Raw genomic sequence first — 13,493 nt, 5'->3', positions numbered from 1 at the left:
CGGGCGGCGGTAACACCGGCGGTGGCAACACGGGCGGCGGTAACACGGGTGGCGGTAACACCGGTGGTGGTAACACCGGCGGCGGCAACACGGGCGGCGGTAACACCGGCGGTGGCAACACGGGCGGCGGTAACACCGGCGGTGGCAACACGGGCGGCGGTAACACGGGTGGCGGCAACACGGGTGGCGGCAACACGGGTGGTGGCAACACCGGCGGCGGCAACACCGGTGGTGGTAGCACGGGTGTTGGCGACATCGGCAACGGTTCCGGTGGCGACATCGCCGACAACAACGCAGCCGGTAATGGAGCTGACTGTGACGCCTCCGCCGACGGTAGCTGCGGCGCCGCCGGATCGGCTGGCGTTCCTGCCAACCCGGCTGGCAATCCTGTCGGCGGTGCTCCCAGCGGATCGGCTGGTAGTGACGGTTCGAACGCCCAGCCTGCCGACGTTGCCGGCAGCCCGGTCGAGGGAGCTCCGAACGGCATCAACGGTAGCGGCAATGCCGGATCGGCTGGCGTTCCTGCCAACCTGGCTGGCAATCCGGTTGGCGATGCTCTCAATGGAGCGGCTGGCAATAACGGCTCTGGCTTGGGCAGCCTGCCCTCGGGCGGGGCTGGTGGTCCAGAGACCGGCAACGGGACTGGCGGCAACACCGGTCTGCCCGGCGAACTTGCTTATCTGGCCGGTAGTCCGGTTGGTGGTGCTCCCAACGGACCGGCTGGCGGCATCGGCTCGAATGGTCAGCCCATCGGCGTGGCGAGCAACCCGGTCGCTGGCGCTCCCGGCAGCAACAACGGTGGCGGTGCCGCGGGCACAGCCGGCGATGGCCTCGGAACGGCTGGCGGTAACGCCGGCCCAGGTGGCCAGCGCGCCGGTGTAGTGGGCAATCCGGCTGGCAGTGCTCCCAACGGAGTGGCTGGTGGTATCGGCTCGAATGGCCAGCCCATCGGCGTAGCCGGCAATCCAATCGGCGGCGCTCCCGGCAGCAACAACGGTGGCGGCGCCGCGGGCACTCCCGGCAATCCAGCCGGCGATGGCCTCGGCGGAACGGCTGGGGGCACCCCCAATGGAGCGGCCGGTGGCACTGGCTCGAATGGCCAGCCCATCGGCGTGGCGACCAACCCGATTGCTGGCGTTCCCGGCAGCAACAACGGTGGGGGGGCCGCGGGCACGGCCGGCAATCCAGCCGGCGATGGCCTCGGCGGAACGGCTGGCGGTAACGCCGGCCCTGGTGGCCAGCGCGCCGGCGTAGTGGGCAATCCGGCTGGCAGTGCTCCCAACGGAGTGGCTGGCGGCATCGGCTCGAATGGTCAGCCCATCGGCGTGGCGAGCAACCCGGTCGCTGGCGCTCCCGGCAGCAACAACGGTGGCGGCGCCGCGGGCACTCCCGGCAATCCAGCTGGCGATGGCCTCAGTGGAACGGCTGGCGGCAACAGCGCCGGCCCAGGGAGCCAGCGCACTGGCGTAGCCGGTAATCCGGTTGCCAGCACTCCCAATGGAGTGGCCGGTGGCGTCGGCTCGAATGGCCAGCCCATCGGCGTGGCGGGCAACCCGGCCGGCGACGCTCTCGGCAATCCGGCCGGCGATGGCCTCAGTGGAACGGCCGGTGGCAACAGTGCCGGCCCAGGGAGCCAGCGTGCGGGCGCAGCGGGCAATCCGGCTGGCGGCACCCCCGATGGAGCGGCCGGAGGTATCGGCTCGAATGGGCGGCCCTCCGGCGTGGCCGGCAACCGGGTCGCCGGCGCTCCCGGCAGTGTCAATGGTAGTGGCCCTGCCGGCACGGCGGGCAGTCCGGTTGGCGATGCTCTCGACGGAGCGGCCGGCAATAATGGTACTGGCTTGGGTAGCCTGCCCTCGGGCGCGGCTGGTAGTCCAAGTGGCGGTGCCGGCAACGGAACCGGCGGCAGCACCGTTTTGCCTGGTGAGCTTGCCTATCTGGCCAACAATCCGATGGACAATGGCCTCGACGGATCGGCTGACGGCATCGGCTCGAATGGGCGGCCCTCCGGCACGGCCGGCAACCCGATCGTCGGCACTCCTGGCGGCAACAACGATAGCGGCATCGCGGGCAATCCCGCCGGTGATGGTCGCGACGGAATGGCTGGCAGCCAGGCTGCCGGCCCAGGTCGCCAGCGTACTGGTGTCGCGGGCAACCCGGTCGGCGGCGCTCCCGGTGGCACCAATGCGAGCGGCCCTGCTGGTACCGCGGGCAATCCGGTCGGCGATGCTCTCAATGGGGCGGCCGGCAACAACGGCACTGGTTTGGGCAGCCTGCCCTCGGGCGGGGCTGGTGGTCCAGAGACCGGCAACGGGACTGGCGGCAACACCGGTCTGAGCAGTGAGCTGGCCTATCTTGCCTATCTGGCCAACAATCCGGTGGACAATGGTCTCGACGGATCGGCTGGTGGCATCGGCCCGAACGGCCAGCCCACCGGCGTGGCCGGCAACCCGGTCGCCGGTGCTCCCGATGGCATCAATGCCAGAGGCACCGCCGGCAATCCAGCCGACGCTGGCCTCAACCGATCGACCGGCGGCAACAGCACCGGTCCGGCTAGCCAGCGCGCTGGTGGAGCGGGGAATCCGGTTGACGGTACTCCCAACGGATCGGCTGGGGGGCTCGGCTCGAATGGCCGGCCCATCGGTGTGACTGGCAACCCGGTCGCCGGTGCTCCCGATGGCGTCAATGCCAGAGGCACCGCCGGCAATCCAGCCGACGCTGGCCTCAACCGATCGACCGGCGGCAACAGCACCGGTCCGGCTAGCCAGCGCGCTGGTGGAGCGGGGAATCCGGTTGACGGTACTCCCAACGGATCGGCTGGGGGGCTCGGCTCGAATGGCCGGCCCATCGGTGTGACTGGCAACCCGGTCGCCGGTGCTCCCGATGGCGTCAATGCCAGAGGCACCGCCGGCACGGCCGGCAATCCAGTTGGCGACGCTCTCAATGGCGCGGCCGACAATAGTGGCGCCGGCTTGGGCAGCCTGTCTTCTGGCGGGGTTGGTGGTCCAGGGGCCGGCAACGGGACCGGCGGCAGCACTGGTTTGCCTGGCGAGCTTGCCTATCTGGCCAACAATCCGGCGGACGATGGTCTCAACGGATCGGCTGGCGGCATCGGCTCGAATGGCCAGCCCAACGGTATCGACGGCAGTGGCAACGCTGGCTCGACCGGTACGCCCCTCGGTGCGGCTGGCAATCCAGCCGGCGCTGGCCTCAACGGCTCGGTTGGCGGCAACCGTGCCGGTTCGAACGGTCAGCCCGCCGCCGTGGCCGGCAATCCGGTCGGCGGCACACCCAACGGCATCGACGGCGGTGGCAACGCTGGCTCGACCGGTACGCCCCTTGGTGCGGCTGGCAGTCCAGCCGGTGTCGGCCTCAACGGCTCGGCTGGCGGCAACCGTGCCGGTTCGAACGGTCAGCCCGCCACCACGGCCGGCAATCCGGTCGGCGGTGCGCCCAACGGCATCGACGGCGGTGGCAACGCTGGCTCGACCGGTACGCCCGTCGGCTCGGCTGGCAATCCAGCCGGTGCTGGCTCAAACGAAGCGATCGGCGGCAACCGTCCGGATGGGCAGCCTGTCACCACGGCAGGCAACGCCGGAACGACCGACGCGCCTGCCGATACGGCTGGCAATCCAGCGGGCGAAACGGCCAACAACACTGGTGGCAGCAGCCGGTTTGGCCGCCTTCTTGCCTACCTGTCCGGCGATCGGGCTGGTGACTCTCCCGACGCAGCCGCTGATGGTAACACGCCGTCGCGTGACCTGCCCACAGACGGCGATCCGGCCGGCAAGACTCCCGTTGGCACAACCGCTGGCAACGGCACCAGTCCGAACGGCCAGCCCGCCGCCGACAAACCGGTCGATGGATCCCCCAGTGGAATCGACAGCGGCAATGCCGGATCGACTGGCGCGCCTAACACGGCCGGCAATCCGGCTGGCAATACGCTCAACGGAACGGCCGGCGGCAACCGCGCCGGTTCGAACGGCCAGCCCACCACCATGGCTGGCAACCCGGCCGACGGGACTCCCGACGGCATCGACGGTAGCGGCAACCCCGGAACGGCTGGCACGCCTGCGGGCGCGGCTGGCAACCAGGCTCGCGAAGCTGCCAACGAGACTGGCGGCAGCAGCCGGTTCAGCCGCCTCCTCGCCTATCTGACGGGTAGCCGGGCTGGTGATTCTGGTGACTCTCCCAGCACGATCGAAAGCGGTAGCGCTGGAACGGCCGGCGCGCCTGCCAACACGGCCGGCAATCCAGGCCGCAAGGCACCCATTGGCCTAACCGCTGGCAATGGTACCGGCTCGAACGGCCAGACCACCGTCATGGCCGGCAATCCGGTCGGCGATGCTCTCAACGGTGTCGACGGTCGCGGCAATGCTGGAACGGCTGGCGTGCCTGCCGACACGGCCGGCAATCCATCCGGCAAGGCACCCATTGGCCTAACCGCTGGCAATGGTACCGGCTCGAACGGCCGGGCCACCATCATGGCCGGCAATCCGGTCGGCGATGCTTTCAACGGCATCGACGGTCGCGGCAATGCCGGAAAGGCTGGTGCGCCTGCCAACGCGATCGGCAATCCAGCCCGCAAGGCACCTTCCGGCGTAACCGCTGACAACGGTACCGGTTCGAACAGCCAGGCCACCATCATGGCCGGCAATCCGGTCGGCGATGCTTTCAACGGCATCGACGGTCGCGGCAATGCCGGAATGACTGGCGCGCCTGCCAATGGGGTCGGCGATCCTGCCAACTATGGCCTCAACGCAACTGGCGCCAGCAATGGCGCCGAGCTTGGCAGCCAGCGCGTTGGTATCGCCGACAATCCGGCCGGCGGCGCTCTCAGCGGAGTGGCCGGCGGCACCGGAACCGGCTTGAACGGCCTGTCCTCCAACACGGTAGGCAATGCAATCGGCCGTGCCTTCAACGGGACCGACGGTAACGCCGGTTCAACCGGCAGGCTTGCCTATCTGACCGGCAGTTCGGTCGGCGTTGCTGCTGGCCAGGCGGCGAGCGGCGATAGCACCGGATCGAACGGTGTGGTTGCAGGCCTGGTCTGCAATGTTGCTAACACCAACAACAAGGATGTCACTGGCATGTTCGCTTCCACAGCCAATACCGCGACGGGCGGTGCCACGAACCGCAGTGCCGGCACCAATGGCGCCAATGTTCGCGGACCGAACGCCGAGGCGGTGCCCGCAATCGAAATCAAGGACCTCGCCAGTATCAAGGTAATACGGCCGGTCTATGATGTCTCGGAGTCCGATGTTGATGAACGGCTCAAGCGGGTCGCCGAAGCGGCGCGCTCCTACAAGCCGAAGAACGGCAAGGCCGCCGAGGGCGATCGCATCACCATTGATTACGCTGGCAATGTCAGCGAGGTCATTCCCAACGACACCGGCACCAACCGTCTACTGGTGCTCGGCGCCAAGAATTCCATCCCGGGCTTCGACGACCAGTTGATTGGTACGAAGGCAGGGGATGAGAAGCAGGTCAATGTGACGTTCCCGAAGAACTACCAGGTCCCGTATCTGGCAGGCAAGCAAGCGACCTTCAACGTCACGGTCAAGGAAGTGGCCAAACCCGGCGAGGCGCTGCTCAATGACGAGACTGCGAAGCGCTTCGGGGTGGATTCACTGGCGCGCTTGCGGACTGTCGTACGTGGCCAGATCGAGAACCAGTTCGGCTCGCTGACGCGACAGAAGGAGAAGCGGCAACTGGTTGAGCAACTCGAGGCTTCCTATCAATTCCAGGTGCCCTCGAAGTTGGTGGAGGCCGAGTTCAACAACAACTGGGCACAGGTCAACCGTAATCTCAAGGCCTCGGGTCGCACCTTCGCCGATTTCGGCCTAACCGAGGACAAAGCGCGTGCCGAATATATGCAACTGGCAGAGCGGCGCACGCGCCTCGGCCTGATCCTCGTCGAGATCGGAAGGAAGGCGAACATCTCCGTTTCGAACGAGGAACTGCAGCGTGGACTGCTCCTGCAGATCGGCCGGTACCCGGCCAATCAGCAACAGCATCTGCTGGCTCTCTATCGCTCCAAGCCACAGGTGTTGAATGCGTTGCGTGCGCAAATGTTCGAGGACAAAGTCGTAGACTATCTGCTCGGCCAGGTTTCTCTCACCGAGAAGAAAGTGAGCAAGAAAGAGCTGATGGCAATCGATGCGACGGCCAACGCCAACGTTGCGCCGAAGCCAGCCACAAAGGCGACCGTGAAAACGAAGGCCAGGTAATGCGGCTGTGCGACTATTGCGAAGGCCGCCCCCGGCGGCCTTCCTTGTCTGCAAGAGTGTGCCGGTCGGGCGTCGAATTCGAACGTCGAAAGGCCCCGTTGTTTGCGTGTCGGCATCGACGCTAGCGTCCATCGTGGTCAATGGCGTGGCGCCGCGCTCCTGGGTGAGATCTTCATTCTGGAATTCGCGGCGTGGCCGGACCGTTACCGAATACGAACTCTGGCCGGGGAAGGCCGCAGCTTGTCCTGCCTTAGGGCTATCGATGGACGGGAACAGGAAGATGTAAATCGACGGCCTCTCGGTCGTCGATAGTTATCCTGAATGATGCGGAGAAGGCGGTCGATCGAGGAGAAATCCAAAAAGGTTCTAAATAGTGTTGCCGAAAATCATTATTATCTTTGAATATGAGCTTTACACTAGCGTGCAATTGCCTGAAAATCTGAGACGGTGCGGCGATAGGGTCCACAATGCTGCGCAAATTAAGAAAAACGTCAATCATTTCGACATCAACACAAAAAGAAAGACTGAACATGCTCGAGGATGACACAAGTTTACTCGACCTGACCGCCGACATCGTCTCCGCTTATGTCGCCAATAACCAGGTCGCCACCGCTTCCCTGGCAGATCTGATCAGTTCGGTGCATGGAAGCCTTACCGGCTTGAACGATCCCAAGCCGGTTGAGGCGGATAAACCACCAACGCCGGCGGTTCCGATCCGGAGATCCGTCACGCCCGATTACGTGATCTGCCTGGAAGATGGCCTCAAATTCAAGTCGCTCACCCGGCATTTGCGAACGGCGTATGATATGACGCCGGACCAATATCGCGAGAAGTGGGGGCTGTCGGCAGATTACCCGATGGTTGCGCCGAACTATTCGGCCCAACGCTCTCGCCTGGCCAGGGAGTTTGGTCTCGGCCAACGGCGCCAGGAGGCAGAGGTCATATCAGTAACCCCTCGCGCTCCGAGCAAGGGCAAAAGGACAAAGGTGTCGTAGGCGAGTATCGCTCGCATTGGGTAAAATAATGCCCATCGAGATCCATAATCAAACAGCTGGAGAAAAGGGTGATTGCCCCAAACCGCACCTTTACTCCAAATTTTTGCTTCGATGCGTCTTTGCAATTCCCGATGATATCGAATCGCAAACGCTTCAGGTGGTCGCCACCAGTCGTGACCACCGCCGCACCAGGTAATTGTGCTCGTCCATCGTGGTGTTCCAGACGGCGATCGAGTTGGCGCGCTGCCGGTAGGATCCGCCATCGCGCACGGATCCGGCCTTGATGGTGATGGTGCCGTCCGGGCCGGGCAGGTCGGCCTGCGTCGGCAGGCCTTCATACCAATAGGACCATTCGTCCGGCGTCAAATGGTCCCGAACCCGGGCGGGGATCGACATGTAATAGCCCTGGCGGGCCATCATTGCGCCCGGCCAGCCCGACAGCCACCAGTTCAGATAGTCATAGGCGATGTCGAGCATGCGTCCCGACAGGTTGCTCGAAAGGCACAGGCCGCCATGCCAGGCTCGATAGCCTTCGCGGGGCACGGCCTCCATCACGGGTACGTTGCAATGGCGCAGGGCGGTGATGCCGGGCGACCACATGCTCTGGATGACGACGCCGCCATTGCGCATCAGGCTGGCCGCCTCCGCCGCGGTCTTCCAGAAGCCGGCGAAAAATCCGCTTCGGCGCCGTTCGATCAGGATGCCCAGCAGGGTGTCGATCTCCTCGGTCGACATGTTGCCGATGTCCTCGAAGCTCATCAATCCCAGCGACTGGGCGGCGAGAGCCGCGTCGAACACCCCGATCGCCGGTTCGTCGACCAGGGCCGCCTTGCCATGCCAATGCTCGTCGAGCAGGGCGCCCCAGGAGACGATCTGCTCGGCATCGCCATTGGCGAGATCGGGCCGGAAAGCGAAGGAATCGAAATTATGCGTGGTCGGCAGCATCGAGAGCCAGCGCGAGGGCGTCGGGCCCAAGGCGCGGTTGGGCTGGACGAAGAGCTTGGTCACGGGCGCATCGCCGAAGCCGATGCGAGCGCCCGGATCGAGTCGCCCCGTCTTGGTCAGGTCGGTGATTTCGTTCCAGAGCCGGATGCGCGTGAGATCGATGGGCTGGATGGCGCGCCAGTACCAGACGATATCGAGGTTGTGGAAACACTGGTCGTAGACGTCATAGCTGCCGGGTTCCGCCGCCGCCTTGTGCTGGGCGGTGATGAAGTCCTGGGTATCGAAGACGACATTGATGCCCAGATCCGCTTCGGCCCTGAGGCGCAGTCCCTCCAGATGCGAAATCTCGGTTCCCAGCACGCGCAGGGTCGGTCGTTCCGCAAGGTGCAAGGCGGGGGTCGAGGGGCGTACTTCCAACGCGTCTCCGGTCATGGAGAGCTCGAACGGCGGTGTGGAGGCAATGACATTCGAAATCGCTTGATCATGATTGCTGCGACACGGGAGCCGCCAATCTGTTGAAGGCTGCCAGGGAGCGTCGGATCAAGCTGGAATCGAGGTCATCCACGATGAAAACGATGCGCGAGCGCCGGTCGCCATCGGGCCAAGCCTGCATGTGCACGGGTGTGTGCACCAGATGCTGCACGCCATGGATTGCTACCGGGGCACTCTCGCCAGCCAGGTTGAGCATGCCCTTCACCCGCAGGATGTGATCGCCATGCCGGTTGAGCAGCATGGTCAGCCAGATGCCGAAGGCCGTCCAGTCGAGCGGTTCGTCGACCGTGACCACGAAGGAACGGATGCGCTCGCCATGGCGCGTGCGATCGCCCGGCCCGTGCTCATGCCCGGGCTGGCCGGCCGTCTGGGGGGCGAGGGGGTCGTCGCTTTGGAAGGTCTGGCGGAACCAGGCGCGGGTCGAGCGCTCCGGCCGGCCGGCGGCAGCCGAACCGTCCTGGCCGAAGAGCGAGGCGGCATCGAAATCGCCATCGGCGGCTCGCAGGATCGGTGCATCCGGATTGAAGCGCGCCAGCCGGTCGAGGAGCCGGGCGACCGTCACCTCGTCGGCGATATCGGTCTTGGTCAGCACGAGCCGATCGGCGATCGCGGTCTGGCGCGTCGACTCGACGTGGTTCTCGAGCTGGAACCGGCCGTTCACCGCATCCACCGTCGCAATCACCGTGCCCGGCCGGAAATGATGCCGCAAAACGGGGTCGGCCTTGATGGTCGAGAGGATCGGGAAAGGGTCGGCCAGGCCGGTGCTCTCGATCACCAGCCGATCGAAGGGCGGAATGTCGCCGCGCTCTCGCCTGGCATGGATGTCGCGGATCGCCTGGGCCAACTCGCCGCGGATCGTGCAGCACAGGCATCCCGAGGGCAGCAGCACCATGGTCTCGTCGATGGCTTCGAGCAGATGGTGGTCGAGCCCGATCTCGCCGAATTCGTTGATCAGCACGGCCGTGCGGGCCATGGCCGGGTCCGACAGCAGCCGCCGGAGCAAGGTCGTCTTGCCCGAACCGAGGAAGCCGGTGAGCAGGTGGACCGGGGTGAAGGCCGGGGTGTCATCGGCCATGGTGCTTCTCCATCGCCTCGATCACCGGCAGGGAGAGCGGATCGCAGGCGCGCCGGGCCAGCCTTTCGGCCGCCGGCCACAGATGGCCGAGATCGTCGATGATCTCGGTCTTGCCGGTCTTGGTCGACAAGAGGAAGGAAGCGCCCTGCCAGTCGGAGAGGGTCATGCCGAAGGGTTCCAGGACCTGGCAGGCGATGCGCACGCGGTTCGCGCGCTCGCGGCGGCGGTCGATCCTGTCGCCATTGCGCGTGAAGACGCCCGGCCGGGCCACCGCATCGGCCCAGTGCTCATTGCCACCCAGAATGCCGCAGAGCGAACACATGCAGATCTTCCCCGTTGCGGCGCCTTTTCCGGCGATGGTGATGGCCGGGCCCAGGATAGGGGGCCCGGCCTCTTCCGTCACTTCTTGCGTGGGAAGCGCTTGGCGAAATCGTCGGCCATTTCGTTCATGGTGACGAACTTCACGCCCGGGTGCTTGGCCATATGCGCATAGAGGCGCTCCAGCATCATCAGGACCTGCGGGCGGCCCGAGACGTCGGGATGGATGGTGATCGGGAAGACGGCATAATCCATCTCGCGATAGACCCAGTCGAACTGGTCGCGCCAGAGCTGCTCGATATCGTGCGGATTGACGAAGCCGTGGCTGTTGGGCGCCTTCTTGATGAACATCATCGGCGGCAGGTCGTCGAGATACCAGGAAGCGGGGATCTCGATGAGGTCGGTCTCATGCCCCCGCTTCAGCGGCACCATCCAGTCCTTCGGCTTGCCGGAATAGTCGATCTTCGTCCAGGAATCGCCGACACGCACGTAATAGGGTGTGAAGTCGTTATGCATCAGCGAATGATCGTATTTGATGCCGCGCTCGAGCAGCAACTCATTGGTGACGTTGGAGAATTCCCACCATGGTGCGACATAGCCGGTGGGGCGCTTGCCCGAGAGCTTGGTGACGAGATCGATGCATTTGTCGAGGATCTCGATCTCCTGCTCGCGCGTCATCGCAATCGGGTTTTCATGGGTATAGCCGTGGATGCCGATCTCGTGGCCGGCGTCGGCGACAGCCTGCATCTGCTCGGGGAAGGTCTCGATCGAATGGCCTGGGATGAACCAGGTCGTCTTGATGCCGAAGCGTTCGAACAGCTTGACCAGACGGGGGGAACCGACCTCGCCGGCGAACAGGCCGCGCGAGATGTCGTCCGGCGAATCCTCGCCGCCATAGGAACCGAGCCAGCCGGCGACCGCATCGACGTCGACGCCGAAGCCGCAGAGTATTTCCTTTGCCATGGGTGAGGTCTCCTCATTTCATGTTGAAATTGATGCTTTTTGAAAGAACGATCTGTCAGGCGGCTGGAATGACCGTGGCCTCGGCGGCATTCCAGGCCAGCACGACCTCACCCCCCGGGGTGAAGAGGCCCGGCGGGTATTTCTCGACATGCGCCTCCAGCGAGACCGCCCGGCCTCCCGGAAGCTCGACGGACAGGTGCGAGATATGCCCGACGACATCGAGGCGCCGGACTGTTGCCGCAACGGCATTGGCCATCTCGGTTGCGCGCCCGTCCGAGGCCGAGCGGACTTCTATGGCTTCGGCCGGGACCACGATCTTGGCGGCACTGCCATTGGCCAGGGTGCCGTTCGCCGTGCCGCGCAGGATGCCGAGCGGGGTATCGACCACCACGCGCCCGTCCTCGACACCGCCGACGGCACCGTCGAGAATGGTGTTGCGGCCGATGAACTGCGCCACGAAAGGCGTGTTCGGCCGGGTGTAGAGCTGGTGCGGCGGGCTAATCTGCTCGACGCGCCCCTGGTTCATCACCACGATACGATCGGACAGGGCGAGGGCCTCGGACTGGGCGTGCGTCACGAACACGAAGGTAACGCCGAGCCTTTTCTGCAGCAGCTTCAATTCGTTCTGGATCGCCTTGCGCAGATTGGCATCGAGCGCCCCCAGCGGTTCGTCCAGCAGGAGGATGTCAGGCTCGACGACGAGGCCGCGCGCCAAGGCGATACGCTGGCGCTGGCCGCCGGAGAGCTTGTCGGGGCGCTTGTCGGCGACATCCTCGAGGCCGAGCGTGGCCAGGATGCGATCGACCTTCGCGTCGCGCTCGGCTTTCGCCAGTCCCTTGACCTCGAGGCCGTAGCCGACATTGCGGCGCACGGTCATATGGGGGAAGAGCGCGTAGTTCTGAAAGATCATCGAGGTCGGGCGCCGTTCGGGCGGCACGTCGTTGATGCGCGTTCCCTTGATCAGCATGTCGCCGGAAGAGATGGATTCGAAGCCGGCGATCATGCGCAGGGTCGTCGTCTTGCCGCAGCCGGAAGGCCCCAGGAAGGCGATGAATTCTCCCTTGGCCACGGCGAGGTCGAAACCGGCAACGGCGGGCGTGCCGTTGTCATAGACCTTGCCGACCTTGATGAGTTCGAGATCATGGACCATCGCGTCAAACTCCGCGGTAGGGGCTAGGGACACGGGCGAAAAGCGGTGCCTTTCGCCCGGATCGTGATCAGGCGTTCAGGAACTCGTCCCATTTCTGAATGAGGTGGTCGTAGGCATCCGGCCACTGGTGCCAATAGGCGACGTTGGCGGCCCGTTCCGCCAGGCTGCCGCCATCGCGCAGGTCGCCTTCCTTGATGCCACGCTCGGCAGCGCCGACCCAGGGCTTGCCCTCGTACCAGAAGGCGTATTTCTCCGGTGCCATCTCGCTTTTGATGTTGGTCGTCGGCGAGTAATAGCCCTGTTCCGAAACGGTGATGCCGGGCTTGCCCGAAAGCCAGTAGTCGGCGTAGGCGGCCACGGCTTCCTTGTTGGCGGAGCCGGCGATGAGCGAGGGGCCGATCGCCCAGGCGCGGTAGCCTTCCTTCGGGCGGGCATATCTGCAGGCCTTGCCCTGGGCCTTGACCGCCATCACGGCCGGCTGCCAGGCGTCGCACACCACCATTTCGCCGGAAGCGAGGAGATTGACGAGCTCGCCGAAATCGCCCCAGAGCGCGCGGAACTGGCCTTCCTTCTTTTTGGAAACCAGGAATTTCGCAGCCTCGTCGATCTCGGCTTCCGAGGGATTGCCGGGGTTCTTGACCGCCGACAGGCCGAGCGAGTTCATGGCCATCACGGCCTGTCCGAAGGCGATCAGCGGATCGGTGTTGAGGCCGGACTTGCCCTTCCATTTGGGATCGAAGATGGCCGCCCAGGTGTTGGCCTCCTCATCCGACAGGACGTCCGGATTGTAGCCGATGGAGTCGTAATTATAGACGGCCGGCACCATCCACAGCTGGCTGTGGGCATCGTCCTGCCAGATCTGGCCGGTGATCTGGGCCTTGGGATCCCATTTGTCGCTCGGCTTGGTGAAGGTATCGCGGATATTGGCCCAATTCTTCAGCGAGGAGGCGGCGATCGGCGCGACATTGTTGGTCATCACCACCGACGGCAGGCGTTCGGCAATAACCTCCCAGCAATCATAGTCCTTCGAGCCCGACAGGATCTTGGTCTGGGCATCGGGGAAGGTTGCCGCCGTGCCCGAGGTCGTGCCGACGCCGGAGGCGGCCTTGAATTCGGCCAGGATGCGTTCCTGCACCGTGACGGACAGGCCGATCGTGCGCAGGCTCTCGCTCGCCAGGCCGGTCCCTTGTGCCCAGGCCGCCCGGGAGGAGAGGAACGGCGTGCCGCCGCCCAGTGCCAGGGCCATCATTCCCGCGGATCGCTTCAGTATAGAGCGGCGCGTCATCTCGCTTCGGTCAGACATCGTTCCTTCTCCGGTTCTGGTT

Annotated in this window: 8 protein-coding genes; 2 read left to right on the top strand and 6 right to left on the bottom strand. The window is 65.0% G+C overall.

Annotation, left to right across the window (positions count from 1 at the left end):
• Positions 1 to 6,230 (top strand): trigger factor (gene tig, locus QM672_RS29415; protein WP_415086860.1); only part of this gene is annotated, 6,230 nt, incomplete at its 5' end.
• A 467-nt stretch (positions 6,231 to 6,697) separates the two neighbouring features.
• Complete coding sequence (locus QM672_RS29410) at positions 6,698 to 7,225, top strand: MucR family transcriptional regulator (RefSeq protein WP_376717780.1); 528 nt, start codon at positions 6,698 to 6,700, stop codon at positions 7,223 to 7,225.
• Between the two features lie 153 nt (positions 7,226 to 7,378).
• Here the strand turns inward: QM672_RS29410 and QM672_RS29405 are convergent, their stop codons facing one another.
• From QM672_RS29405 to QM672_RS29380, 6 genes are all read right to left on the bottom strand, one after another.
• The gene (locus QM672_RS29405; protein WP_311944298.1) at positions 7,379 to 8,602 is read right to left on the bottom strand and encodes an ABC transporter substrate-binding protein; all 1,224 of its coding nucleotides are present in this window, start codon (positions 8,600 to 8,602) and stop codon (positions 7,379 to 7,381) included.
• A 49-nt stretch (positions 8,603 to 8,651) separates the two neighbouring features.
• Entirely contained in the window at positions 8,652 to 9,737 is a 1,086-nt protein-coding gene (locus tag QM672_RS29400; RefSeq protein ID WP_415086852.1) for a CobW family GTP-binding protein, read from the bottom strand.
• A complete protein-coding gene (locus QM672_RS29395; RefSeq protein WP_415086850.1) occupies positions 9,727 to 10,059 on the bottom strand; it encodes a hypothetical protein in 333 nt (110 codons plus the stop codon). The genes QM672_RS29400 and QM672_RS29395 overlap by 11 nt, the downstream gene beginning before the upstream one ends.
• 77 nt (positions 10,060 to 10,136) lie before the next feature.
• Entirely contained in the window at positions 10,137 to 11,018 is an 882-nt protein-coding gene (locus tag QM672_RS29390) for a polysaccharide deacetylase family protein (protein ID WP_311944303.1), read from the bottom strand.
• A gap of 55 nt (positions 11,019 to 11,073) precedes the next feature.
• Complete coding sequence (locus tag QM672_RS29385) at positions 11,074 to 12,168, bottom strand: ABC transporter ATP-binding protein (protein ID WP_415086848.1); 1,095 nt, start codon at positions 12,166 to 12,168, stop codon at positions 11,074 to 11,076.
• A 67-nt stretch (positions 12,169 to 12,235) separates the two neighbouring features.
• Positions 12,236 to 13,471: an ABC transporter substrate-binding protein gene (locus QM672_RS29380; protein ID WP_311944306.1), complete on the bottom strand. Its 1,236-nt coding sequence runs from the start codon at positions 13,469 to 13,471 to the stop codon at positions 12,236 to 12,238.
• Positions 13,472 to 13,493: the final 22 nt, after the last annotated feature.

Source organism: Labrys sp. (in: a-proteobacteria), from assembly GCF_047605565.1.
Classification (GTDB): Bacteria; Pseudomonadota; Alphaproteobacteria; order Rhizobiales; family Labraceae; genus Labrys; species Labrys neptuniae.
This window is presented reverse-complemented; position numbering and strand designations above follow the sequence as displayed.